The 25674-nt window shown below is 42.3% G+C and carries 15 protein-coding genes; all 15 read right to left on the bottom strand.

Going from position 1 to position 25674, the window contains the following annotated elements; all coding sequences use genetic code 11:
• Nucleotides 1-7: 7 nt before the first annotated feature.
• The gene (locus tag DWY79_RS14455) at nucleotides 8-3385 is read right to left on the bottom strand and encodes a SusC/RagA family TonB-linked outer membrane protein (RefSeq protein ID WP_122369584.1); all 3378 of its coding nucleotides are present in this window, start codon (nucleotides 3383-3385) and stop codon (nucleotides 8-10) included.
• Between the two features lie 134 nt (nucleotides 3386-3519).
• Nucleotides 3520-4599, bottom strand: coding sequence for a FecR family protein (locus DWY79_RS14450; RefSeq protein WP_199705239.1), 1080 nt, complete (start codon nucleotides 4597-4599; stop codon nucleotides 3520-3522).
• Nucleotides 4600-4864: 265 nt separating this feature from the next.
• Nucleotides 4865-5413 (bottom strand): RNA polymerase sigma factor, encoded by a 549-nt coding sequence (locus DWY79_RS14445; protein ID WP_122369567.1) that lies wholly within the window; start codon nucleotides 5411-5413, stop codon nucleotides 4865-4867.
• 141 nt (nucleotides 5414-5554) lie between these two features.
• Nucleotides 5555-6913, bottom strand: a complete 1359-nt coding sequence (locus tag DWY79_RS14440) for a sulfatase (protein ID WP_048927510.1) — start codon at nucleotides 6911-6913, stop codon at nucleotides 5555-5557.
• Nucleotides 6914-6939: 26 nt separating this feature from the next.
• Nucleotides 6940-8319 carry a sulfatase gene (locus DWY79_RS14435; RefSeq protein WP_122369566.1) on the bottom strand — a complete coding sequence of 460 codons (1380 nt, stop codon included), beginning with the start codon at nucleotides 8317-8319 and terminating at the stop codon, nucleotides 6940-6942.
• A 12-nt stretch (nucleotides 8320-8331) separates the two neighbouring features.
• Nucleotides 8332-9738 (bottom strand): sulfatase, encoded by a 1407-nt coding sequence (locus DWY79_RS14430; protein WP_122369565.1) that lies wholly within the window; start codon nucleotides 9736-9738, stop codon nucleotides 8332-8334.
• 23 nt (nucleotides 9739-9761) lie between these two features.
• The gene (locus tag DWY79_RS14425; RefSeq protein WP_122369564.1) at nucleotides 9762-11321 is read right to left on the bottom strand and encodes a RagB/SusD family nutrient uptake outer membrane protein; all 1560 of its coding nucleotides are present in this window, start codon (nucleotides 11319-11321) and stop codon (nucleotides 9762-9764) included.
• A 4-nt stretch (nucleotides 11322-11325) separates the two neighbouring features.
• Entirely contained in the window at nucleotides 11326-14676 is a 3351-nt protein-coding gene (locus DWY79_RS14420; RefSeq protein ID WP_122369563.1) for a TonB-dependent receptor, read from the bottom strand.
• A 166-nt stretch (nucleotides 14677-14842) separates the two neighbouring features.
• On the bottom strand, nucleotides 14843-15844 hold the full coding sequence (locus DWY79_RS14415; RefSeq protein WP_005867187.1) for a FecR family protein: 1002 nt from the start codon (nucleotides 15842-15844) through the stop codon (nucleotides 14843-14845).
• A gap of 80 nt (nucleotides 15845-15924) precedes the next feature.
• Nucleotides 15925-16473, bottom strand: a complete 549-nt coding sequence (locus DWY79_RS14410; protein WP_005867186.1) for an RNA polymerase sigma-70 factor — start codon at nucleotides 16471-16473, stop codon at nucleotides 15925-15927.
• Nucleotides 16474-16607: 134 nt separating this feature from the next.
• Complete coding sequence (locus tag DWY79_RS14405; protein ID WP_122369583.1) at nucleotides 16608-18473, bottom strand: endonuclease/exonuclease/phosphatase family protein; 1866 nt, start codon at nucleotides 18471-18473, stop codon at nucleotides 16608-16610.
• A 55-nt stretch (nucleotides 18474-18528) separates the two neighbouring features.
• The gene (locus tag DWY79_RS14400) at nucleotides 18529-20271 is read right to left on the bottom strand and encodes a RagB/SusD family nutrient uptake outer membrane protein (RefSeq protein WP_005867182.1); all 1743 of its coding nucleotides are present in this window, start codon (nucleotides 20269-20271) and stop codon (nucleotides 18529-18531) included.
• A gap of 25 nt (nucleotides 20272-20296) precedes the next feature.
• Nucleotides 20297-23842 carry a TonB-dependent receptor gene (locus DWY79_RS14395; RefSeq protein ID WP_048927506.1) on the bottom strand — a complete coding sequence of 1182 codons (3546 nt, stop codon included), beginning with the start codon at nucleotides 23840-23842 and terminating at the stop codon, nucleotides 20297-20299.
• Between the two features lie 213 nt (nucleotides 23843-24055).
• Nucleotides 24056-25045, bottom strand: coding sequence for a FecR family protein (locus DWY79_RS14390; RefSeq protein ID WP_122369562.1), 990 nt, complete (start codon nucleotides 25043-25045; stop codon nucleotides 24056-24058).
• Between the two features lie 35 nt (nucleotides 25046-25080).
• Nucleotides 25081-25674 (bottom strand): RNA polymerase sigma factor, encoded by a 594-nt coding sequence (locus tag DWY79_RS14385; protein WP_122369561.1) that lies wholly within the window; start codon nucleotides 25672-25674, stop codon nucleotides 25081-25083.

The following is a 25674-nucleotide window of genomic DNA, read 5'->3' as shown; positions in this document are numbered from 1 at the left end:
TTAGCTTTTAAAATTCAACTTTTAAGTTTACACCTACATACCTTATAGATGGAGAAGATATATCCTCGCCCTCAATATCCTCAAAGCCATCCGGATCCGAGAATCTAAAATCTTTGGTCAACACAAATAAGTTCTGTCCGATAAAGCCTACATAACAGCTATTCATACTTAACTTACTAATAAACTTCTTCGGCAAATTATATCCGATTGACATTTCCCTCAATTTCAAGAACGTCTTTTTCTGAACTAATTTATCTGGATTATTATGGCTGCTTCTTACAAAATCCTCATAAGAAGTCTCGATATCATTCGGAGCGAATACCCGCGTATCTGATGTAATCCTGCCATATTGATCATATTTGACCTCGCCTGATACAATCTTGACACCTTCACCCACATAATTTTTCTTGCCATTCACCACCTCATCATATCTCCATTGATTGTCCGTATCCGGATGAGCGCCGGTTTCCAACATGTGGAATTCCGTATTCGACCATGATTTTCCACCAATACGGCCATCAAAATTGAGTGTCAGCGTAAAGTTCTTATACTTGAATACATTTGCTAGACCATACTCTAAATCCGGATCCGTATAACCTATCAAAGAGCTATATTGGCTCCTAGACATCAAGCCATTCGTATTAATAATATAATTACCATCCGGATCTTTGTCATAGCCTTTATATGAATAAGAATCCGTACGAGCGCCCACGTATGTCCACAAATTATCCGGGCTGAAGCTCTCATCCAATTTAGCGTAATACCTCTTGCTCGTCGAAAGATTCAACGACACATCCCATGAGAAATCACGGACTTGCACCGGAGTAGCGTCAATAGAAATCTCCACCCCCCGACGAACATATTCTTCGTCAATATTCATCAATCTCGATTTATATCCCGTAGCGGAAGATATCCTTTGGCTGATCGTATTATTATAAGTCAACTTATTGAAATAACTCACATCTAATTTCAAGCGATGTCCTTGCAAGAAATGAATGCCCGTACCTATTTCCCATGTACGATTCGTGATAGGCTTTACGTCGCCACGCAAATAATCCGGATAACTAGCCGTATTCAAGCCATCCCAAACATTCTGTTTAATCGTATAGGCCCGATCTAAATCATAAATAGCTAAATCGGTTTTAGAGACAGTCCACGATCCTCTCAATTTCCAGAAGGGTATCCAATCCGGCAAGCTTATTATATTAGAAGGAATAATACTCACTCCCACGGAAGGATAAAAATATGATTTATCATTTGAAGGCAAAGTAGAAGACCAGTCATTACGCCCAGTAGCCTCCAGATAATAAGTATCCTTATACCCCAATGTCAACGTGCCGAACAGACTATTCACTTTTTTCGTCTTAGTCTCCGCATCCACGATCGGACTTTCTACGGAAGCTTTTATCGAATAAAAACCGGGAACAGACAAGCCATTCTTCGTGGAAGCTTCCAGATTCTTTGTTTTCGTATAATAAAGAGAACCTCCCAATAAACCGTCAACACTAAAATCACTCAGCTTCTTATTAAACAGCAAGAAGAAATCATAATTCATGGTAAAACCAGTCTTCTTGCCCTCTTTATAATAACCCAGCGCTCCGTCTTCCCAGCCACCACGGCCTTTAGAGATCGTTCCCACCGAAGAACGAGTCACATTATTATTCGCATAAGCGACTCCTCCCGCACGCAATTGCAATTTCATCCAAGGGAGTATCTCGTACTTAAAAGACAATGAACCATTCGTCGTAAAATTATTTATCGACTTAATCTTCTCATAAGCCTCAAAATAAGGATTATCATACCAATCCGTATAATGCCAATTTTGCTTTTCATTTGGGACAAGCCAATAATCCTTGTAATCCCGCAGATCATACTCCGGACCAGTCCATAATAAAATATTGTACATATATCCGGTACCATATCCATACCCAGCCGTATTCGGCGCAGATTCCTGCGTAAAGTTCATACTACCTTCCACGCTCGCCTTATTGCCTAGTTTCAGCTCTCCACCAATATTATACCAGAATTTATTCTTACGTGAATTCGGATATTGATTCTTATCATACAAATAAGACAAAGAAGTGCGGATGCTTCCATTCTTACCAGAAGAGGATACACTGACCGTAGTATTACTGATCATACTAAACTCCAAGAAATTCTTAAAATTATTCTTACCCCTCGAAGTCAACTCCATTTCCCGATACTCTTTCTTAATAGGATCCCATTGCGTATAAACACGACCAATATCCAACTTATCGCCCCAGACATAATCTATATTATCAAATTTACCTCCAGACCCGGCGCTATAAGCCGTCTGCACCTCCGGTATTTTTAACTGTCCGGCATTAAACATATTACTGGTATTTACCTCTATAGAAAAGCCCTTATCACCCCCTTTCTTAGTGGTAATCATGATCGCTCCATTACCTCCTCGGGAACCATACAACGCAGAGGCCGTAGCCCCTTTCAACACAGTAATATTCTCAATCACATCCTGGTTGAAATCACTAAACGCTTGATTTGTAGGAACGCCATCCACGACGACCAAAGGCTCCTCTCCACGTAATTTTATCTTAGGAGCGACCCCAAATTCCGTAGAATTATACACTCGCATGCCCGAGATCCTACCACTTAAACTCGTCGCGATATTCACGCCCTTAACTTTCTCCAATTCATCTCCCTTGAACTTTTGTGTAGCATAACCTAACGCTTTCTCTGAACGAGTAATACCCAAAGCGGTAACGACAACTTCCTCCAAGGCTTTTGAATCTTCATCAAGCACTATCTGGAGAACTTTTTTATCCCCAACAGGAACCTCTTTTTCTTGAAAACCGACATAAGATACCATTAGCACATTCCCAGCGGAAACATCCAAGGAAAAGTTTCCGTCCAGATCACTAATAGTGCCGTTAGTCGTTCCTTTTTCTACTACATTCGCACCAATCACTGGATCCCCGTGAGCATCTTTCACGACACCTGTTATTTTTACCTTTTTCGTCTGTTGATTAGCAATCGGTAAATCCTCTTTTTTCGTGTCTCGACGTACGATTATTTGACGATTATTAATAATATACTCAATATCCGTTCCGCTGAATAATTTATCTAATATTATCTCTACAGACTGATCCCGAACATCCAGATTAACTTTCCTATGCAAATCAATGTTAGAACCATGATACACAAAAATAAACTCACTGTTTTTCTCAATGTATTCAAATACATCTTCTACCGTACGATCATTCATTTGAATGCTTAGCATAGTCCGTTGCGCATATAGGGAAGACGCATATATCGCAGATCCTCCAAAACTTACCAGACATAAGGCTAAACCAAGACTTTTGAGAAAATGATTTGATCCTCGGCAGAAATCTTCTTTTTTCTTCATACCTTTGTAATGTTTTTTCTTTAGTACGTAATTATTGATTAAACAAAGCTCTTGAGCCGGAAGATATGGCAGTATCTTCTGGCTCTCTTGTAAATGCAAACACGCTTACAGATCATTCCTTTCCCATAGGCAAATTATTTTAATAAAATTATATTATTCTCCCCATCTCTCTCTTGGCGTAGAAAAAGAGATTGACAAATAATCTCAACAACTTCCTCCAAGTTCTCTCTCAGGTCCAATTTTCCTGAAATAGGTATTTCACCTATCTCTTTGCCAAATAAAATAGTCCGGCCATAATAACGAGACAACCGATTTAAGACCTCTCCAACCTTACGATCATTTAACAGCATCAAGTTATCTTTCCAACAAATATGTTCAAAGACATCTACCTTTTTGATCGATATCTCTTTACCCTTTAACTCAAGCATATCATCAGGGCTCAGCACATTCTTACCATTATCGCCATTTTTCACCTCGACCTGTCCTTCCACTAATACAACGGAAGCCGCAGGTTCATCCCGATAAGCACACACATTGAATCGAGTGCCAAGCACTTTTACCTCGATCGTACTCGTTTTAACAATAAAAGGGCGAGAAGGGTCCGCAGCAACTTCCAAATAGACCTCTCCATCCACTAATATCTCCCGCTTATCTTTAGCAAAAACCGTAGGAAAAATCACCCGGGTCTCTGCATTAATATACATTTTAGTTCCATCTGAAAATACGATATTCGCACGCCGTCCTTTCGGTACTATTATTTGATCCGGCTCATCAATTTTAGTTTCTTGCTCATTCTTTTCTATTTGGTGTTCCTCTACATTTGATTTGCCTACCGTATCATAAATTACCGTAGCTTCATCTTTCAGTTGAACCCAACCTTGATCCTTCACCAAGACAATCTCATCCCCCGGCAAGGCGCCAACATTCTTTTCCTCCAACAAGGCCAAAGGCAATGAAGATTTATCATGTCCCATCATCCAAAAATAACATCCCACGGCAAGAAGCAACATGACGGCGGCCGCTACGGAAGAAACAAGATAGCGTATACGTAAAACAGAGGTCTTACGGGGAGCATTCAAACGTTCCTCCAGCTTCTGCCAAGAAGAAAGTGCCAGTCGCGAATCCACTCGCTCCTCTTCACGAACTTTACGCAACAAATCTTCTCCGGCTTGCCGAAATGAATCCTTCTCAACCATGTCCTGTTTCTTATTCACGAGATACCTGTTTACTCTTATTACGGATGGAATTCGTTTTGGTACTCACTTTTTACCGGGAAAAATAGCGAATCCGCCATTTTTTTCATTCTTACAACCTCTTTTGCCATCCCTAGGGCACGGCTGTGCCACCTTGATGGCACAACTATGCCACACCGATGGCACAGCTGTGCCACTTGGATGGCACGACTGTGCCATCAAGGTGAAAATTATTGGCACAATATATCTTTGATATACTGCGACATAAAGAGAGTCCAAGAATACATTAAAGCTCCAACGAGAACCACCGCCTTAACTTACGGAGTGTTCTAGACAATAAATTTTTACTGGATTGGTAATTTATGCCTAAAATACCAGCTATCTCATTATGCCCCAATTCATTTACATAATAAAGATAAATGATCTCTCGCTGATGGGGAGAAAGTTTTGTCAAGGCTTTCATCAAAAGTTTAACCCGGTCGTCCGCATCTGTCGTATCCAATGCGATACGGGAGAATAACTCATCCACTTGAAACACGTCCTCATATAAGGAGACATCCTCCATTTTCCTGTTTTTCTCGATCGTATCATACAGCTTATGTCTTAAAGCCTTAAGCAGATATCCTCTGACATTCGCCGTCGGAGAGAGGGAGGTATGGTTTTGAATCAAATTGATAAAAATATCCTGTACGCAATCTTCCACCAAGTTCTTGTCGGGAAATAACTTGATTCCATAATTGCGCAGCAATGCGTAAAATCGGCAATAAAGCTCACGGAAGGCTTCCTTATCTCCCTTCAGACACGATTCCCATAGCTTCTCATCGGATATTTCCATATAAATAAAACTCCCGAAGATTTCCCGCAAACATACACAAAAAACATTCAATTTCAGTTAAGAGCAATAAAAAAATACAAAAAAGCACGTACACCACCATGAATAACGATGTACGTGCTTCTAAAAAATCACATGGGAAAATCACTTATACCGTTTGCCTTGCCACGGTATCATACCCGTCTGACGGATATGCTCCATCAAGCCATTGAACAAGTTTTTATACGTATCCGAAGATCGTTCCCCGATCGGACTTTGTTCCTTCGGATCTTCCTTTATATTAAAGAATTGGATAGGCTCCCAAGGAGTATTTTGTAAAATCTTGAAATCCCGGTATTGAGATGCGTAATATGCCTGACCTCCATATCGGGAATTACCTTCCCTTCGTACCCAATGCACCATTCGATCTCCGGTATCTTGTTCCTCACCCCGCAAAAGAGGCAAGATACTGATACCGTCGATCTCATGCGATACAGGCACGGCTGTCAGATCGCATAAGGTCGGAAACATATCCGAAAGCATGACGAAATTATCACGTACCGCCGGACGGATCTGGTTCTTCCAATAAATACCTCCGGCTACCCGGATCCCTCCCTCATACATATCCTGCTTCGCGCCTCTGAACGGGCCGTTATTCGCACCCGCATCGTCCTGCCCTCCATTATCAGAGGTAAATATAATGATCGTATTCTCCAACTGGCCATTCTGTTCCAAGGCCTCATACACACGTCCGACGTTATAATCCAAATGCTCAATCAAGGCGACAATCTTAGCACGCTTCTCAGGAAGTGACGGTTCACGCTTTTTCACCTTTTCCAGCCATTCCTGAGGAGGTTGTATCGGGGTATGTGGGGCATTATAAGCTAAATACAAGAAGAAAGGTTCTTGTTTTTGCTTCATATCCGACAGGTAACGGATCGCCCAATCAGAGAAAATCTCTGTAGCATGTCCTTGTGGATCGATCTCTTTCAAGTTCTCACGCATATAATTATTCCCGAAACGACGATGGGTATAATAATCATCCATCATATCCCCTAAAAATCCCCGGTAGAAATCGAAACCCCTTTCCGTAGGGGTATTCGGAGACTCCAATCCTAGATTCCATTTTCCAACCATCGCATTATGATAGCCTCTTTTCTTCAACATCTGGGGTAATAATACGGCATCCTCCGACAGATACCCCCAACTATCCTCTTTATGCGTACGAATGACTCCCGGTACACCTACCATATCCGGATAACGCCCGGTTAATAACGAGGCTCTACTAGGAGAGGAGACCGGACAGTTCGCATGGAAATTCGTGAAACGAACTCCTTCTTTTAATAATTTATCGATATGTGGAGTTTGAATGTCCTTGGCGGCTCCTTGACAGGACAAATCGCCATATCCCAAATCATCCACCAAAATCAGCAGGATATTCGGGCTATCCGGCAAAGCCTTTGTTTGTGCGGAAGCTGCGGAAAAAGCCAATCCGCAAGCCGCTGTTAGTATATATTTATTCATCTAATCTAGTGTTTTTAAATGTCCCATTACATCATATCACATACGGAAGGCTTGATCTTCATTCCTTTCTTATGTTTCTCACCGGCCTCGATCAGTAATTTCACGATCTCCGGATGCTTATCCGCCTGATTGAATCGCTCTGAGATATCTGTCTCCACGTTATACAACAAGGGTTCTGCCGGAGTCTCGATCTTACAGGTACGCAGATATTGGTCCTTGATCGTCTTAAAATAATACTTCCACTCCCCTTTACGGATCGCCATCAACTCGCTTCCCCACCAATAATAAACTTCATCACGGGCGGAATGCTTTTCCTCAAACAATAATCCGGTTTGATTCACGCCATCCAATACAAGATCTTTCGGTTGCTCGATACCCGCCATCGAGAGGAAAGTCGGATATAAATCCATCGAGGTCATAATCTCATCGTTGATCGCCGGATTGATTTTTCCCGGCATCCAACAAATGGCCGGAACCCGGAAGCCACCTTCCCACCAAGTACCCTTGCCATCCTTCAACGGACCTGCGGAACCACCATTCTCATGCTCCGTCAGCCAAGGGCCGTTATCGCTGGTAAAAATAACAAACGTATTCTCGTCCAAGCCATTTTCACGCAGAGTCTTCAACACCTCCCCAACGCTCCAGTCTATTTCCTCAACCACATCTCCGTACAGGCCTCGTTTGCTCGTTCCCTCGAAACGGGCATTCGTGTACAATGGGATATGCGGGAAGGTATGAGCGAAATAAAGGAAGAAAGGTTCCTTTGAATGATCCTTGATGAACGATACCGCTTTCTCCGTATAGCGACGGGTTAATTCTCCCTGATCCGGTTCCGATTCGATTTGCTTACCATCCACTATCAATGGAGTCGGAGGAAAATTCCGTGCATGCGCGCCTTTATTCTGAACGGGGCTCATATCATTGGAATAAGGTATGCCGAAATAGGTATCAAAACCATGATCCGTCGGTAAATAGGGAGAAAACGCTCCTAAATGCCATTTGCCTACACAGCCGGTCGCATACCCGTTTTGTTGTAAAACTTTGGCGATCGTAACCTCGTCTTGCCCTAACCCTGCCTTTGAGTTAGGGAAAAGTACGGCCACACGATCTCCATACAATCCATTTCGAACCGGCAAACGTCCGGTCATTAACGCGGCCCGACTTGGCGTAGAGACCCCAGCCCCCACATAAAACTGGGTCAGCTTCATTCCTTCACAAGCCATACGGTCTATATTCGGTGTGCGGATCGTGGGATTCCCATAGCAACTCAAATCCCCATATCCCATATCGTCACAGAATATGATTACAAAATTAGGCTTATTGGCCGCATCCGAGGCAGCGTTCAAGCTCAAGCTGTTCGATAATACCGCCGCTGTTAAAACAGACAATGATTTCAGTGTTTTCATATGCGTATCTTTTTATTTAAGTAAACGGGGAAAAGGTTCATCTATAATACCGGCAGGACGCTGGTTCCGGCCTTCATATCCCCAATCTCCCATATCACTACGAACCTGTTCGATCCATTGATTCATCTTCGTCACTACTTCGGGATGTTTATCGATGACATTGGTTGTTTCCGACAAATCATTCGCCAAATTATATAAACGAGCTTCACCGACTTCCGTATCCGGGAAGTGAGGGCCTTTGATACGTTCCTTCAAAGGTAAATGATACTTCCAGTTTCCCCAACGTACCGCCTGTAATTGTTGTTTCTGGTAATAATAGAAAGTCTCCGTGGGCGATGCCATCGATTCTCCCTCCAAGATTCCAGACACATTATGCCCATCTATCACCCGGTCGGAAGGAACCGCATAACCGCAATAATGCGCCAATGTCGGTAAGAAATCCATCGAAGTCACCAGATTATCAGTTTCCTGTCCCGCCGGTATTTTAGCGGGCCATCTCATTATACAAGGCACCCTGAACCCACCTTCATACGTCGTACCCTTTTGGCCTCTCAACGGACGGTTCGTACCACCGAAGTGTTCATCCGCACCATTATCGGAAGTAAAGATAATCAAGGTATTTTGATCCAATCCTTCCTCCTTTAAAGTCTCAAGCAAGACTCCCATCGACCAATCCAATTCCTCGATCGCATCTCCATAGAGTCCATTCTGAGACTTTCCCTTGAAAGCGGGAGAAGCCGCTAACGGATTATGAGTCATATTATGGCACAAGTAAATAAAGAACGGAGATTCCTTATGAGACTTTATAAACTCCACAGTCTTATTGGTATAACGAATCGTCAAGGAATCATGACCGACAGGAGCCACTATTACCTCCTCCTGTTCCATCAAGGGTAACGGACAATACGGACGATCCATATCGTTACTATAAGGAATACCATAATAGTAGTCGAAACCCTGCCGGGTAGGAAGAAATGGCAATTGATCCCCTAGATGCCATTTCCCGATACAAGCCGTCGCATATCCCTGCTCCTTCATCAACTCGGCGATCGTTATCTCACCGGGATTCAAGCCTTTATGCGAAGCAGGAAATAGCACTTGCCTCCCTTTGGACATCAAAGGTGTAGGGTCCGCATTTACATGCATGGAGACTCGCCTTGGATAACACCCTGTCAATAAAGCCGATCTGGAAGGTGTGCTCACGCTCGAACCCACATAAAAATCGGTCAGTCGTATTCCCTCTTTAGCCATCTGGTCGATATGGGGAGTACGATGCTTCGTACTCCCGTAACAACCTAAATCCCCATATCCGAAATCATCGATAAATACGATGATCACATTTGGCCTTTCCGCCGCTTGAGTAGCCACGGCCGCTCCTGAAAAGGCTAATACCGATATTATGTTAGATATAAGTTTCATTTCATTTTTCTTTTAGTTGCACATTACCAACCCGGATTCTGATCCAAATTCGGATTCAAAGAACGCTCGCTATCAGGAATCGGTAATAAATCGTAATATTCCAAATAGCCATTTGGGAACTTCGTCTCGATCACGCTACCCTCATGATCCTTAATAATCATAGGGTAAAGTTCCTTACCGATTTTCCAACGTTTTACATCTGACCAATAACGTCCTTCTAATGCTAACTCAATCCGTCTCTCATGTCTCACTTTCTTACGAGCCTCCTCACGGCTCATAGATGTCGGCAGCAAAGAGATCTTAACGTCATCCCTTTCCGTACGGATCCGGTTGAGGATAGCGATCGCATCCGCTACATTTCCATTCGTCTCAATAATCGCCTCCGCTTTTGACAATAAGACATCCGCATATCTCAGTATGATATCATTGATATAAGACTGCCCGGAAGGAGGAAGCTTTGACTCATCCTGAATCCGATATTTACGGGTACTTAAATGTTTCAACCGATTACCGGCATGATTAAACGCACCTCCCGGATACAGGTAATTAGGGAAACGATAGCCCAAGAAATAAGAACCCGGAAGTACAGCCGTGAAACCTAAACGAGGATCCCGGTTCTCATAAGGATTCTCGGGATCTACAGGAGAGCCGTCGATCGTCTCATAAGCCGCTACCAAATCATCCGTAGGGACATAACGGCTTCCACGGGTCCAACTTCCGGTACCCGTTCCGCAATACTGGTCAATATAGGAACCTTGCGAATTCTCGCCTTCAATATATTGGATATCAAACAATACTTCCTTATTGTTCTCATTCGCCGGATCAAACAAACCCTCATAACTATGGAATAGACCATATTTCTTCAACGCATCAATTTGCTCGACACAAGACAGAACCTCCTTGTATTTACCTTGGTATAAGTAGGCTCGCATTTTCATACCTAAAGCCGCCCCCTTGGTAGCACGCCCCGGCTCGGGAGCATCCACTCCCAGATTGGTGATCGCAACCTCATAATCATCCAGCGCTTGTTGCCAAGTCTCCTCCAAACTCGCCCGCTTCAAGCTACGAGCTTCTTCCGTGGATATATCCGTCAATATAATAGGTACCCCACCATAGGTTTCCGCTAGCACGGAATAAGCCAGTCCCCGTAGAAAATGAGTCTCACCTGAATATTTGGCTTTCGCTTCTTCCGACAAATCCACTAAATCCATGCAGGCCAACAAATAGTTTGCCCGGGAGATTATCTCGTAACATCTTTTCCAACGATACGTTACGACTCCTCCGTCACTAGAGCTCAATCGCCCGGCACCCAGCTTATTAAAAACCTCATCCGTTCCCCAGTTAAATGCGTTAGGGGTAGCTCCATCCGTTATGCCAAAGCCAAACAAGCCTTGATTATAAACCTCTTTTTCCCTCAATTGAGCATAGACACCATTTAAAAGGAGTTTGATATCCGATTCATTTTCCGGGAAACTCGCCGAAGTAATCTTATCCTCAGGATACAAATCCAAATAATTCTCCATACATCCCGTGAAAGAGACACATAGTATAATTGATAAGCAATATGCTAATAACTGTTTCATACTTTTAGAAATTAAGATTTATACCAAATGTAAATATTCTCGGAGTCGGGTAATAATTGGTACCCGAATCAAACGTATTTCTTTCCGGATCATATCCTTCATACCCTTTTTTCCACATAATCGTAAACAGGTTCTGGGCATTCGCATATACGTACAACCGTTGCATTTTTAGCTTTGAGGTAATCCATTCAGGGAACGCATAACCTAATTGTAAGTTCTTCAATTTCAAGAAATCGATACGATGCACCCAAAATGAGGAGTCATACGTGTCCCATGAAGAGTCAAACCGAAGCATCGGTATATTTGAGTCCGGATTCTCTGGGCTCCACGCATCCCGCCATTTATCAGAAATAGTCAGCCATTCGTATTGCATACGGGTCATGCCGCTCTTCGTAAACGCATTCGCCTGTCCCAAACCTTGGAATAAGATATTTAAGTCAAACCCTTTATAGCGTAAGCCGGCAGTAAGTCCATACGTAATTTTAGGAATCGTATTACCAAGTACTTGTTTATCTTGATAGTCTAATTTTCCATCGTTATTAACATCCTCGTATTTCAGATTTCCCATTTCCGGCTTAAGCCCATTGCTATGCATATGTTGAGCGGCTTCTTCGTCCGATTGATAGATGCCAACCGCTTTATAGCCATACAAAGCCTTATACGGATATCCCTCACGAATCAAATAAAGCTGGTCCGGAGAGTTTCCTCCTTGAAATTTCGTTACTTTATTATCGATATACGTAAAGTTTAGTCCTACGTTAAATCCAAGGCGATCTCTGCTCGTCTCAAGATTATCATAATTCACGACTAACTCAAAACCATTATTTTTCATTTCGCCCACATTCTCAAACGGTGCGGTCTTATCCCCTAATACATTTGGTATTGGCAATTGAACGATAATATCGGTTGTCTTTTTATTGAAGTAATCAGCTTCAATATTCAACTTATTACCTAAGAAGCCCAAATCCACGCCAATATCCAAGGAAGAAGTAGTTTCCCAAGTAATATCCTCATCCACCAAAGCGGTTACGGCAGCACCCGGAGCCAATGAACCTCCATAATTATAACTCAAGTCATAATTTTGGGAGATCACTGTTAAATAAGGCCAATATCCTTCAATGGTTTGATTACCTAATTGTCCCCACGACGCACGTAGTTTCAAATTAGAAAACAGATTCAGGTTCTTAATAAACGCCTCTTCACTCAAACGCCATCCTGCAGAGAAACCCGGAAAAACACCCCAGCGATTTCCCCGTTTAAAACGAGAGGAGGCATCGGCACGGAGATTCATCTCAAATAAATATTTATCCGCAAAGGCATAATTCAATCGACCAAAATAAGATGCCATGCGTAGACCTTCAAAATTTCCCTCTCCCTTGATACCTTCCGTTCCCGCGTCCACTTGGGTTAATCCTTCTTTGGGTGGGTTGGTTCTTCGGGCAAATACGTTCTTTATACTGTAATTCTCCAATTGGGTACCAAGGATAGCGGCAACATAATGCTTATCCGCAAATCGCTTGCTATAGTTTAATGTCGCTTGGAAATTATTACGCATGGTCGATACTTGCTCTCTACTCAACACAATACCATCACGATTGTAATTTTTCGGTATCGTCTCTATGCCAGAATCCGTATATCCATAAAGGGTCTCATTATATTTATCAACCATTTTCCAATTGCCATTAGAGGCCCATGTTACTTGTAAGTTCAAGTCTTTCGTAAAATCCACGGTAGCGAAAGCATTTACAGCCATATAATCCTTGGATGTTTTAGTCGCCCCGTTCGAAGCGTCTATAACCGGCTGATAAGTCGTATACAATAAAGTGCCATCATCCTTAATCGCCTCTACTGAACCGAAACGGCCATCCCGGGTATATGGAGCGATGAAAGGAGCCGCGCCTTGTTGCTGTTCGAATACACGGAACAAATCAAAAGGCTCTTGGGAATTCCTACGAGTATAATTCAAACGAGCGCCAACTCTCAACCATGAATTCACTTTATACTCCACATTTGCCCGGATACCGAACCGCTCCGCCTTAGAGTTCATCAAAATACCTTCCTGACTCAAATAGTTCAAAGACAAGAAGGAAGATAGTTTCTCCGATCCACCGCGAATGGATAAATTATGCCCTGTTATTAAAGCATTCCGATAAAGAGAATCATACCAATCCGTATTCGGATATTTATAAGGATCTGTTCCGTTTGCGAAATTAGAGATCAATGTTTCCGAGAAAAGAGGGTTCTCTCCCCCATTCACCAAAGCTTGATTCGCCATAGTCATATGCTCGGCGCTATTCGTCACTAAATCAAAATGACGTCCGATCTGCTGCATTCCGACGTAAGAGTTCAACTCTACTTGGGTTTTCTCATTGTTCTTTCCCATCTTCGTCGTAACCAAAACGACACCGTTAGCGGCCTTTGATCCGTAAATAGCCGCACTAGCCGCATCCTTCAAGACTGTGATACTTTCGATGTCACTCGGATTTACTTGGCTGAATACCCCTTCTACTCCGTCAATAATCACCAACGGGTCCGAATTATTCAATGTACCCCAGCCACGAATTCTCAATTGCGCTCCATCATCTCCCGGCTTACCCGAATTCTGGCTGATCCACACGCCGGAAACCTTTCCGGAAAGTGCTTGAGAAGCATCAGTGATCGGACGATTCGCCAATTCCTCATCAAATTTGACTGAAGAAACAGAACCTGTCAAATTTACTTTCTTCTGAGTTCCATAACCAACAACTACGACCTCATCCAAAGCCTGTGTATCCTCACGAACAGTGATTATTATTTCCTTATTTCCTTGAACCGGGATATCCTGCGGCATATAACCGATATAAGATACCTGCAAGACATCATTTTCCGAGGCCTCAATCAAGAAGTTTCCACCCAAATCGGTAATTGTACCATTATTCGTACCCTTCACCATCACATTTGCCCCGATTATCGGACTACCTAAGGCATCCACCACCGTACCTGTAATTTTATGAGGCGCTTTCCCTATCGGGGAACCAGCATTCTGCTTACTGAATAAGGCGATCTGCTTATTGGTGATCTCAAACGTAAGTTTCGTGGTCTTCAGCATAGAATGCAAGGCTGACTCAATCGGTTGGTCGGATACGCTCAAACTTACTTTCTGACCCAAGTCGATTTTATTACCGTCATAGAAGAACGTGTAACCACTGGCAACCTCTATTTTTAAGATCGCCTCCTTCAACGGTATATTCGAGAATGAAACGGATATTTTCTTGCCTGCAACCTCACCGGCTAACAAACGTAAAGAAAAGAATAGAAGAAAGAATATCGCACATAAACTGTTTCTTCCTTTCATAAATTGTCTTTTATTCTTCATATATTTGCATGATATTTAAAGTTAACATCTTTACGGCTTTACACAAACGGCCAAATTTGAGATAAGCTGTAAATAGATTTTAATTTGAATCAGGGATTTCTCCCGGAAGGCTTAAGTTTCTGCTTAAGCCTTTTTCTTGCATATTATCCGGTTTATCTCATAGGCATTATTTTTTAGAAGGTTCGACATGTGTTATTTTTACGTGATCATTCCCATCGAACATATAGGAAATCGGATTGATACGGGACATGATCCGCAAGATCACTTCCAGCGATTCATCCTTGATTGTAAAGGTATAGGCTTGCGAATCCGGAATGGAAGGATCTACCTCAATCTTCACGTTATACCATTTCTCCAGATAGCGGGTGATGTATCGTAATGATTTCGCCTCAAACCTCACACTCTCGCTTGCCCAGAATGAGTCATAGAACATATCGGCTGAGGTTATATCCAAAGTTCTGTATTTCTTGCTCACGGAGGCTCGCTCGCCCGGATGCAGATAAGCCTCTTGCCCTCCGGCCTCTAAGGATACAGAACCTTGGAAAAGTGTAACCAAGATATTTTCCTCCTTTGAGTAAGAGTTTACGTTAAAGCGGGTTCCATGTACCCTCACTTTCACCCCGGAAGTTGATACGACAAAAGGATGTCGACTATCTTTTGTCACATCAAATAAGGCTTCCCCGCTTAAATCCACCTCACGATTCTCAAAGAAGTTCACCGCATATCGCAAAGAGGAACCCGAGTTTAGCCAAACCACGCTACTATCCGGCAATATAATCTTGGATTTACCACTTAAAGAGGAATAAGACAATTTGCAGGAAGAGTCCGTCCAATATTCCGTCTTGTTATATAAAAAAGAAAAAGTGAGCGAAAGCACCAATAACACTGTAGCTACAGATACCGCCATCCAAAACTTCCACAATGGCACAGATTTCGGCTTTTCATCCTTCCGCAACATCCGGCTTTCCATTTGCCTCCAATAATAATCAGTATCTGGCGTATAGGTCGAAGTCTCCTCCCTAATCTCTCGCCACAATGATTCAAGTTCCCGGAACAGGAGCGTATTCCTTTCCTCTTGAAGCCATTCGCAGAACAGCTTCTCCTCCTTTTCATCCACATCGCCTTTCAAATGAGAGATAATGAATCGCCATGGTATATCTTTATTCATAAAGCATCATTTTTATAGTATGACACTTCAAAAGAGGATAACCCTACATGCTTTTTAGTATTTTTGTTGAAAAGAGAATATCACCACAAATAATGATAGGCATCTCCCAAGTAAGCCCGGATATGTTTCAAGGCTCGCGAGATATGTCCCTCAACAGCTTTTACGCCGATATTCATTTGATCGGCTATATCCTTATTGGATAAGTTCTCCATGCGGCTCTTGTTGAAAATGTCTTGGCACTTTGGGGGAAGAGATAAAATAGCCTCTTGAATCAAACGTTGTAATTCTCGTGTTTCTAAGGTATCATCGTTCTCAAAGCGTTCTAGGGATGAGAAATCATTTGTCGGGACAAAATGCTCGTTGTCTCTCAGATAGTTTAAGGCCCTATTTCGTGCGGACTGAAAAAGATAGGCTTTTATGGTTACTTGAATTTGCAATGTCTCCCGTTTTTCCCAGAAACCAGTGAATATATCCAATACGATATCTTCCGCCGCTTCCGGCTTCTTTATATATAAATGAACGAAACGGCATAAGGGAGCGAAATATAACTCAAACAAATGCTTAAAGGCCAGCCGGTCACCTGCCCTTATCAATCTCAAAATAAACAAATCGTCTATCAAGTCATCCATTACTCCATCCACCTTGTTTATCAACCTAAATGTTCGCTACAAAAGTAATGATTTGTTTGAGATTGAGAAGAAAAAACACGTACATAATACCCTATGAGTAACGTACGTGTTTCTACCAATCTTGTACAAGACAATTACAGATTAATTATCTGCAAAGTCTCCCCTTTTGTATTCAAGGCTTTCAGTGTCATAACTTTCCCTTTTTTCGACAAGATCATGACGGTCGCATTCTCCGGTCGATTCCCCCCTCCTATCACAACTGGGAAATTATTTCCTACGGAACCTTTTGGCCAATAAGCGAAACGATGTGTATGCGCATTTATACTTACATCGAACGGAGCTTTAGCCAGCAAGCCCCCCCACAAGTCCAAACAAGGAAGATAGCTTTTCTCAGACATACCATAAAGAGGGATATGATGTATCAAGACCTTCTTCGCCGCTTTTTTATAGGCTTTTCCTGATAGCTCAGCCTTTAAAAAACCAACTTGCTCCATACGTAAACCCGCAAAATCATTCAAGTCATAATATACCCAAGTTGAATCGGGTTTATCCTCACCACAGTCCAAGATAACGAAACGAGTATCCCCCCAGTTGAAAGCTCCATATGTTTTATCACCAACGTAATCAAAAAGCTCTCTTAACTGAATCGAGTAAGCATTTCGTATTTCATGATTTCCCCGCAAATAAAAAACAGGAACATTTTCCGCCTTGACCTTCTTATTCAAATAAGAAAGAAAATGAACTACTTCCGATTCGTTTCTAGGATCATCTATACAATCCCCATTAAACATTACAAAATCGTAATCAATCCCTTCTATTTGATCTGCCAACAGGTCTAACACTTCGTTTTTCTTATGCAAGTCATTAAATATCAAAGCCGTAAAATCCGTCTCCACCGAAGTAGGTATCGTAAATGAATAAATATCCGAATAAGCGGTTTCGCCAAATTCTTTCTTATAAGCCTCATATAGTGTTATTTCACGGGAACATACCCGATAATAATAAGTTTCTCCCGGTTTAAGACCTGTCAAGCGAACCTTATGATGCTTGTTGTTGCAAATAACCTGTCCGTCAACGATCGTCTCCGCACGTTCTCCCAAATTACGATCCGTACCATACTCCACCCAGCTATGTACAGGCACATTCGTAAACCAAGAGACCGTAATCCCATTCGACAGCGGATTCTGCAAATAAGGTTTTGTCCGGAAAATATCAGCCACACCCGCTTTCAATCGCACATCTACGAAAAGAGGCAAATGATCCGAGGCGATCGGTTCGTCATAAAGCACCTGACGACGTAAGACAGAATATTGATTTCCATTATCAAATCCATAAATAAAATCGATACACCGGTTCGGACTCTGGCCCGGAATCGTGTTATCCTTGTAATTGTTCAATGGCATAAACTTCTCTTGCAAGGCATTTTGAGTAGGAGAACCTTGGATAGAGTTCATATCTCCCGCCAAGAACAAAGGTTTACGTATATCTTTCAACGCATCAAGAATAATCGGAACCGATAGCACCTGATCCTCCTTCGTCAATGAAAAATGCGAACAACACATCACATACTCCTTAAACTCTGCCACCAACAACAAACGCCGCTCTTCCCTGCCGGGAAGGGGCAACATCCAATAGCTCAAAGGTTTCTCCTTCGACAAGATGCCAATACCATACTTTCCTCCTTGGTAATCGATCGAAGGCCCATAAGTATAATACATACGAGTACGATCCGCCAACTCTTTCAGTGCGAAAAAACCATTACTCCGAACCGACGCACTATCCAACTCCTGCACAGCTATCACATCCGGATCTACCCGGTTCATGATATCCGCCACACGCTGATAATCCACCACTTCATCCATACCCCGGCAATTCCGCACATTATAAGACATCACACGAAGAGAATTCTCCTCCTTTGACTCAATGGTCGTTTTCTGCGCGCTTAACGTAAACAAACAACTCACCCATAAACAGGCTGCAAACACTACTGACCTTTTCATATTATATCCTTTTTTAACGGGTTGTAAAAATACAACCCGCTTTCCATTCCTCCAATCATATACCATCATTCCAACCCGGATTCTGTGTCAAATTCGTATTCAGCAAACGTTCCTGAATAGGTATCGGATATAGATAATCCTTTTTCTCATCCCAAGTCTTCTTGATATGAGGATTCACCACAATACATCCATGATTTCCATGTTCCAACGTAACATCACTATTCAGTTTCAGATACTGGATTCCTTTTCCTCCTAAATCAGGTTTCTCATTTTCATAGATACAGACATCAATATTGCCATCTCCATCCAAATCAAAAGGACCGATATTCGGGAAATACATACCCTTAAACTGCTCCGTAAAAGTAGCACCCTCTTTCCAGCGCATCATATCATCCCAACGGAAGCTCTCCATCACCAGCTCAATCCTACGCTCCCGACGGATCTCCAAGATCACCCCCTTGTTGCCACCGTTTACATGCGGATATTGTTTTTCCAAATAAGGATCCGGGTTTGCGTTAGCCTCCGCCATATTGATAGAAGGCATATCTACCCGATCTCTAAGCAGCTTAACCGACTTATCCAAATCGGCTTGTGTCAATGTACCTAGCTCAGCCTTTGCTTCCGCATAAATCAATAAAGCTTCCGCAAAACGAAACAAAGGCATATCATTTATATCCTTATTATTCGTATCCCACTTACGTTCCGTCACGAATTTAATCATCTGATATCCAGTCACGGTTGATCCAAACTCCTGCACCAAAGTTTCGTTCTCCCCAATTCGGGTATATCCCGGCGTACGTACCGTCTGGCTTAAACGAGGATCTCTACCTTTCATCTCTTCCGTAAAAAACATCGTATCATAGCCCGGTTGATCCGTAAAACGTTTTCCGTCACGCATCAAATAACTGTTTACGAGTCGTTTCTCCAAACCCGGACGACCGAAAGAGGCAGTCATTGTATAATAATTGAGATTATGATACACTTGGAACTCATCGCTATATCCACGAGCAAGGATCACCTCATCCTTAATAGCCTCGTGCGAAGCAAAAAAGTTCAGATAATCGCTTTCCGGTTTTCCCATACTATAAATCTTATACCCGCTCTTTGTCATCAACTCGTCCGCAGCACTCACCGCCTCATTCAGAAAACGCTCGTAATCTGGCAAATTAAACTCATCGTGATATTTCCGGAAAGTACCCTCATACAAACAGATACGTGCCTTCAACGCCAAAGCCGTCCAATGCGTAACCTCATTAACCTTTTTCTCCTCAGGCAAAAAGGCAATCGCATTATCAATATCGGCCAAAATATGATCCAGTACCTCCGTACGAGATGTACGCGACATCATCAAGCTCTCCTCATCTTTATCATTTAGGGCATGTTCATACCAAGGTACATCGCCAAAACGTTTCACCTTGTCAAAATAGAAGTAGGCTCTGAAAAAACGGGCCAAAGCATCATAACGAAGTCTAGCGGCCTCATCTACACATTTGGAGGAGTTATCCAAATAGAAATTTATATTCCTTAATTCCTCCCATGTCCACCCTCCATCATTAGTCGGTACGATCCGAGTCCCGCGGATTTCATCTGCCAAATCCATCTTGATAATATTATCTACTGCCTCACCATAAATATCACTAGCACTGGGCAATGCGTCATAAAAAGAATTAGAATAAAGCCGCAAATCGTTTTCCGTATCAAAAAAGGTATCTGGAGAAACAGCATCTAACGGATACTTATCCATATCACAAGCCGTCAAGCTAAGCCCTATCGTTATTATATAAAGTAATCTCTTCATTTCGAATAAGTCTTTAATTTATTAGTTAAAATGTAATATCTAAACCTACAGAGAATGTCTTTGACATCGGATAGCTTCGTCCGTTACTATCTGCCACCGGTTGCTCCGGATCAATATAATCTGTAACAAACGGAGTCCACGTAAGCAAATTCTCTCCACTTACATATAAACGGCAATGTTGCACAAAGACTTTTTTCATCCAACGATCAGGAAGCGTATAGCCAATAACCAAGTTCTTCAAACGCAAATAACCAATATTTTGAATATATTTGTCATTCGGATCTCTCAAACATCCACCACTATTCAATGCCGTATATCCTCTCAACAATGGGAAATATGCGTCCGGATTCTCCGGAGTCCAAACCAAGTCATTAAAATTCTTCGGAGTAAACGAGAAATAAGGACGCGAATAGGGTCCCCAGAACTTATCCGCATTTGCGCTTGGATACCAATCCCTACGGCCGATGCCTTGGAAGAAAGCCGAGACATCAAAACCATTCCAACTAGCATTCAAATTAAGTCCATAATTATAGCGAGGCTCTGAGTTTCCTATGATTTCCATATCACCCGGATCATCAGCGGTCTTCTTTCCCGGAGAAATCACACCATCACCATTCAAATCACGGAACTTCAAGTCACCCGCACGCAAATGTCCCCATTCACCCGGAGCCTTTTGAATCTGTGTATTTACCAACTTTTGATCAATCTTCCAGTTTGCGGCTTCTTCGTCTGTCTTAAAGAAACCATCGATCCGGTATCCCCAAATCTCACCAAAACGCTTGCCTTCATAATGATTTGCCAACAACTTGTTAGGATTGTCATAACGAGTAATTTCAGACACCGCATCACCTAGTACAAACGATACGCCATAATTGAACGGTTTTCCTTTCAAGTCGAATTGATCTTTCCAACTGACCACCAACTCATATCCCTTGGTTCGAAGATCTCCTGCATTCTGTTGTGGAGAAGCCGCTCCATATACTGCTGGCAACGTCTTTCCTGGTACTAACATATCTGTCGTATTACGTACATACGCATCACCTGATACGTTCAACCGACTATTCAAGAAACTAAGATCTACACCAACGTTTACAGTCGTCGCCTTTTCCCAAGTCAAGTTGTCGATAATCGGGTTCGGCGAACTTACGTTTTGCGTCTTCTGTCCATCTATCAACCAACTGGATAAGCTTGTATTCATTGTTTCGATATAAGGATAATAATTCGGCTTGCTTGAATTTACTGCCTGATTACCCAATGATCCAAAAGAAGCCCTGATCTTCAAGTTATTTACCACATCTTTTGCCTTTTCAAAGAAAGATTCCTCGCTTAATCTCCATCCAGCGGATACAGATGGGAAAAAGCCGTAACGCATACCCGATTTAAAACGAGACGTTCCGTCATAGCGGCCATTCACCTCTATCAAGTACCGATCATTAAAATCATAGTTGGCACGGAAAAAGGCACCAAACAAAGCATAATCGTACGCACCTCCACCAACCAACATATCTCCAGTCGCCAATTCCAAATCACTCAACGATTCTGATATTAAATTCTTTCGGGAAGCGAAAAGACGAGAATGTTTCTTATTCTCATAGTTTACACCCGCAGTCAAACCAACCGTATGTTTCCCAAACACCTGATTGTAATTAGCATAAACATTCGCCACATGCATCGGGTCAAACCACATTGTCTTCTTCAATTGATCCGTATTATAATTAGGAACTTCCTGCACAACACCAGGCTCAATAGAGTAAGTCGCTACCGTAGATCGATACCAATCGTCCGCTATATAAAACGAATAAGTATAATCCGCATTCAATTTGATATGTTTCGCAATATCAAATTCCAAACTGGTAGTTGTCGTAAACTCATGGATACCTTTCTCTCCTTTTGTTCCTCCATCCAACAACATCGCATAAAGTCCATCACCAATGGAATAATTATTTTTCAGCGTATTATAAGTAGCCGTACCATCTGGATTCACTGGTGCATAACAGGGTAAAGCATGTACCGTTACATACACAAAGTTAGGATTGCCTCCACCCTCGCGACCATAATAGGTGTAATTCTTGTCGTAATAGGAGGTATTGTTCGTTACCTTCAAGAATGGGAACAATTGCGCATTAATCTTACTACGGAAATTATAAGAGGTAAACTTATCCGTATTAATCTTCATAATACCATCTTTCGTATAGAAATTACCGGAGAGTAAGAAATTGATCTTCTCTGTACCACCGGATAAATTGATACTATGAGATTGAGAGGGCTGGTGAGAATTGAACACTGTATTCCACCAATCATAATTACCATAATAGTTATAGATATCTTTTCCGTTCACGTTCTTCACGACCGTCCAGGGTCTGGAAGGGTCTTCCGTCTTATCATATCGGCGAGCCTCTAATTCAGCCATATCCTCATCCGTATAACGAGTATAAGTATTACCCGTGGCACGACGGAAAGCCTCATCCAACAATGAAACCGCCTCATATCCAGAAGTCATAAAGTCCGTACGAACCGTTGGCTTGGATGTCGCAAAGAAAGTTCCATAGGAAACGCTCATCTTACCAGCCTTCGCACTCTTCGTTGTCACCAAAATCACACCAAACGCACCGCGAGCACCATATACTGCCGAAGCGGCTGCATCTTTCAACACAGACACAGATTCAATATCTTTCGGGTTCACACGGTTGATATCGCCTGGAACACCATCGATCAAGACCAATGGTTCGCCTCCATTAATTGATGCCTGTCCACGAACATTAATAGAACCTCCCGCACCCGGTTCTCCCGTAGAAAAGGTAATATTTACATTTGGCATGGTTCCTTGCAATATCTGAGTCGCATTCGACACTGGCCTATTTTCTAATTCTTTAGCTGTAACTTGAGCTACAGCCCCTGTCAAATTGACTTTCTTTTGTACACCATATCCAACCACAACAACTTCATCTAAGTTCTGGGTATCCTCCACAAGCTTTATATCAACTGTTGATTGATTTTTCACCGCAATCTCCTTGGTATTATAACCTATATAAGAGATTAAAAGTATATCTGAAGAAGAGGCTTCTATACTATAGTTTCCATCTAAATCTGTAATGGTGCCAGTGGTAGAACCTTTTACTATAACATTAGCTCCAATAATAGGTTCTCCATTCTGATCTGTTACTTGACCTGTTATTTTTTTTGACTGCTGATTAATCGGCTTATTCTCTATACGGTTAAACAAATAAATTTTTCCGCCATTCACCTCATAACCCAACAGCGTTCCTTCCGTCAATTTATCCAAGACCTGGGTAAGTTCCGCATTAGTAAAATTCAGACTTACCCTTCGATCTACATCCACAACTTGTTTACTATAAGCGACATTAAAACCCGTTTGATCTGTAATAGCCGCCAAAACTTTCTCCACTTTCGCATTCTCTAATGTTATAGAAACCCGCTGAGCCGAGGCGGTAGCCGTGAAACTCAGCAAGGATATGACTAAAAATAGAAAGGTTAACTTCATGGCATTCGGTATTTTCTCAATTAATATTAAAAGGCACCTACGCCGAGGGCTTTCTTGCTTTTCTTTCATATATTTGTATTGATTTTAATAGTTGGTATTAGAAATTTATTTTTAATACGACCGGCAGCCGAAAAGGGTAGGAGCTTTTCGGCTGTTCTTATGTTATCTATTTATGAGGAATCCATACGCATATCTATTTTAAGGTTAACACTCTGTTTCCTGCTCTCCTATCAAATAGACACACGACAAATCTAAAAGGATGAGTCGTTATAGCTAATTTTTTTATTTTTTCATCCGGACTTCTATCTTGCCCCCTTTTTCCTCGAATAGTACAGGCGTGATTTTCTCTAACTCTTTTAGTACCGTGGTTAAATTCGTACTATCCGTCGTAATCGTATATGTATATTTCAACGCTATGGAGTCTTTTATCTCAAAAGACACACCATAAGTCCTAGCTATTGTTTTCATCACTTCAGGCAAAGGCGCACTTTTAAATACCAATACATTCCGCCTCCATGCGGAATATAACTTGACATCATGTGAACGGACAACCTCGCAACGGCCCGATAGCTTATCGTAAACCGCTTTCTCACCGGGACGCAATTGATACGACTTGAATGATTTAGATTTTAGCTCGATCGATCCGGTCTCTAAGGCAATAAATATAGCGTCTTCCTCCGGATAGGCCTTTACGTCAAAAGTGGTACCCAAAACCTTAATATCCATATAGGAAAGATCTACGACAAACGGCCTGTTCTTATTTTTCGCGACCTCAAACCAAGCTTCCCCTTCCAGATAGACCTTCCGTTCGTAAAGACCAAACTTTTTCGGATACCGTATCCGGCTCCCTGAATTTAGATGCACCTTGCTCCCATCTTGAAAAAGCACTTGCATGCGCTCACCATTAGGGACATAAACCTCATCGTATCCATCATCCGCCAATAAATCCACTTGTGAGTTAACACGCATGAAAAGACCGATAAACAAGGCCACCGGTATCAAAATGGCTGCCGCATACGCAATAAGACGGCGTATACGCTGGCGATGAAGCTGGCGCACGATCCGCTGATACATCACGGCCGATGGCACCGGATGGTCGATCCACTCCTCCTCCTGCCCCATGTGAATGGCTTTCTCATCCATATCCATACGCTTAGCAAGCCAAGCTTGCCCCTCTGGTGTCTTGAACCAGTGAACCACCTCACGGGCTTCCTCGGGAGTCGCCTCATTATCCAGCGTTTTTTCTATAATTGACTGATCCGGTATTCTCATATATATCTTCCTTTTTTAATTGACACGCCAAACGATCAATAGGATGAGTTCCACAAATATAAAAGAAATAAAAATAACCGTTCAAAATGTGTCCGAAGTATTTTTATCGCTTGGGCATAATGAGTTTTAACGGTTGGCACCGAGATACTCATCTTATCGGCGATTTCCTGATTCGATAGATTTCCTTTCAACTTATATAAGCAGACTTGCCGTTTTTGCTCGGGTAAGTGTTCGATCGCTTGGTAGAAATGTTCCATCATATCCTTCTCTTCAATCTTGGCCAACAACTCATCCTCATATTCCGGCGAAGATTGCACGATCTCATAGTTTTTCTCTAACGCGCTATTATTATTCCGGATCTCATTCAACACATGGTTTTTCAGCATCGTATAGAGATAGTTCCGCAAGTTTACGTTTATCATCAACAAGGAATGCGACTCCCACAGCCTCAAGAATACTTGCTGCACGGCATCTTCCGCGGCGAATGAATTTTTCAGGTATTTATACGCTAGTACGTACAGTAATTTATGATACCGCTCATAAATAACCGTGAACGCATCCTCACTTCCCTCTCTCAATGCGGAAAGCAGATCTTCATCACTTCGTATGGATTTCTGGAAAAAAGGCAT

The organism is Parabacteroides sp. AF27-14 (assembly GCF_003635425.1).
GTDB classification, from domain to species: domain Bacteria; phylum Bacteroidota; class Bacteroidia; order Bacteroidales; family Tannerellaceae; genus Parabacteroides; species Parabacteroides distasonis.
The sequence above is the reverse complement of the archived record's forward strand: the minus strand, read 5'-3'. Positions and strand labels throughout refer to the sequence as shown.

Coding starts and splice junctions, on each gene's coding strand:
- DWY79_RS14430 (WP_122369565.1), bottom strand. CDS start 9,738: ATGAAACTTATATCTAACATAATATCGGTATTAGCCTTTTCAGGAGCG.
- DWY79_RS14445 (WP_122369567.1), bottom strand. CDS start 5,413: ATGGAAATATCCGATGAGAAGCTATGGGAATCGTGTCTGAAGGGAGAT.
- DWY79_RS14395 (WP_048927506.1), bottom strand. CDS start 23,842: ATGAAAGAAAAGCAAGAAAGCCCTCGGCGTAGGTGCCTTTTAATATTA.
- DWY79_RS14405 (WP_122369583.1), bottom strand. CDS start 18,473: ATGAAAAGGTCAGTAGTGTTTGCAGCCTGTTTATGGGTGAGTTGTTTG.
- DWY79_RS14400 (WP_005867182.1), bottom strand. CDS start 20,271: ATGAAGAGATTACTTTATATAATAACGATAGGGCTTAGCTTGACGGCT.
- DWY79_RS14390 (WP_122369562.1), bottom strand. CDS start 25,045: ATGAGAATACCGGATCAGTCAATTATAGAAAAAACGCTGGATAATGAG.
- DWY79_RS14420 (WP_122369563.1), bottom strand. CDS start 14,676: ATGAAGAATAAAAGACAATTTATGAAAGGAAGAAACAGTTTATGTGCG.
- DWY79_RS14435 (WP_122369566.1), bottom strand. CDS start 8,319: ATGAAAACACTGAAATCATTGTCTGTTTTAACAGCGGCGGTATTATCG.
- DWY79_RS14415 (WP_005867187.1), bottom strand. CDS start 15,844: ATGAATAAAGATATACCATGGCGATTCATTATCTCTCATTTGAAAGGC.
- DWY79_RS14385 (WP_122369561.1), bottom strand. CDS start 25,674: ATGCCTTTTTTCCAGAAATCCATACGAAGTGATGAAGATCTGCTTTCC.
- DWY79_RS14410 (WP_005867186.1), bottom strand. CDS start 16,473: ATGGATGACTTGATAGACGATTTGTTTATTTTGAGATTGATAAGGGCA.
- DWY79_RS14440 (WP_048927510.1), bottom strand. CDS start 6,913: ATGAATAAATATATACTAACAGCGGCTTGCGGATTGGCTTTTTCCGCA.
- DWY79_RS14455 (WP_122369584.1), bottom strand. CDS start 3,385: ATGAAGAAAAAAGAAGATTTCTGCCGAGGATCAAATCATTTTCTCAAA.
- DWY79_RS14425 (WP_122369564.1), bottom strand. CDS start 11,321: ATGAAACAGTTATTAGCATATTGCTTATCAATTATACTATGTGTCTCT.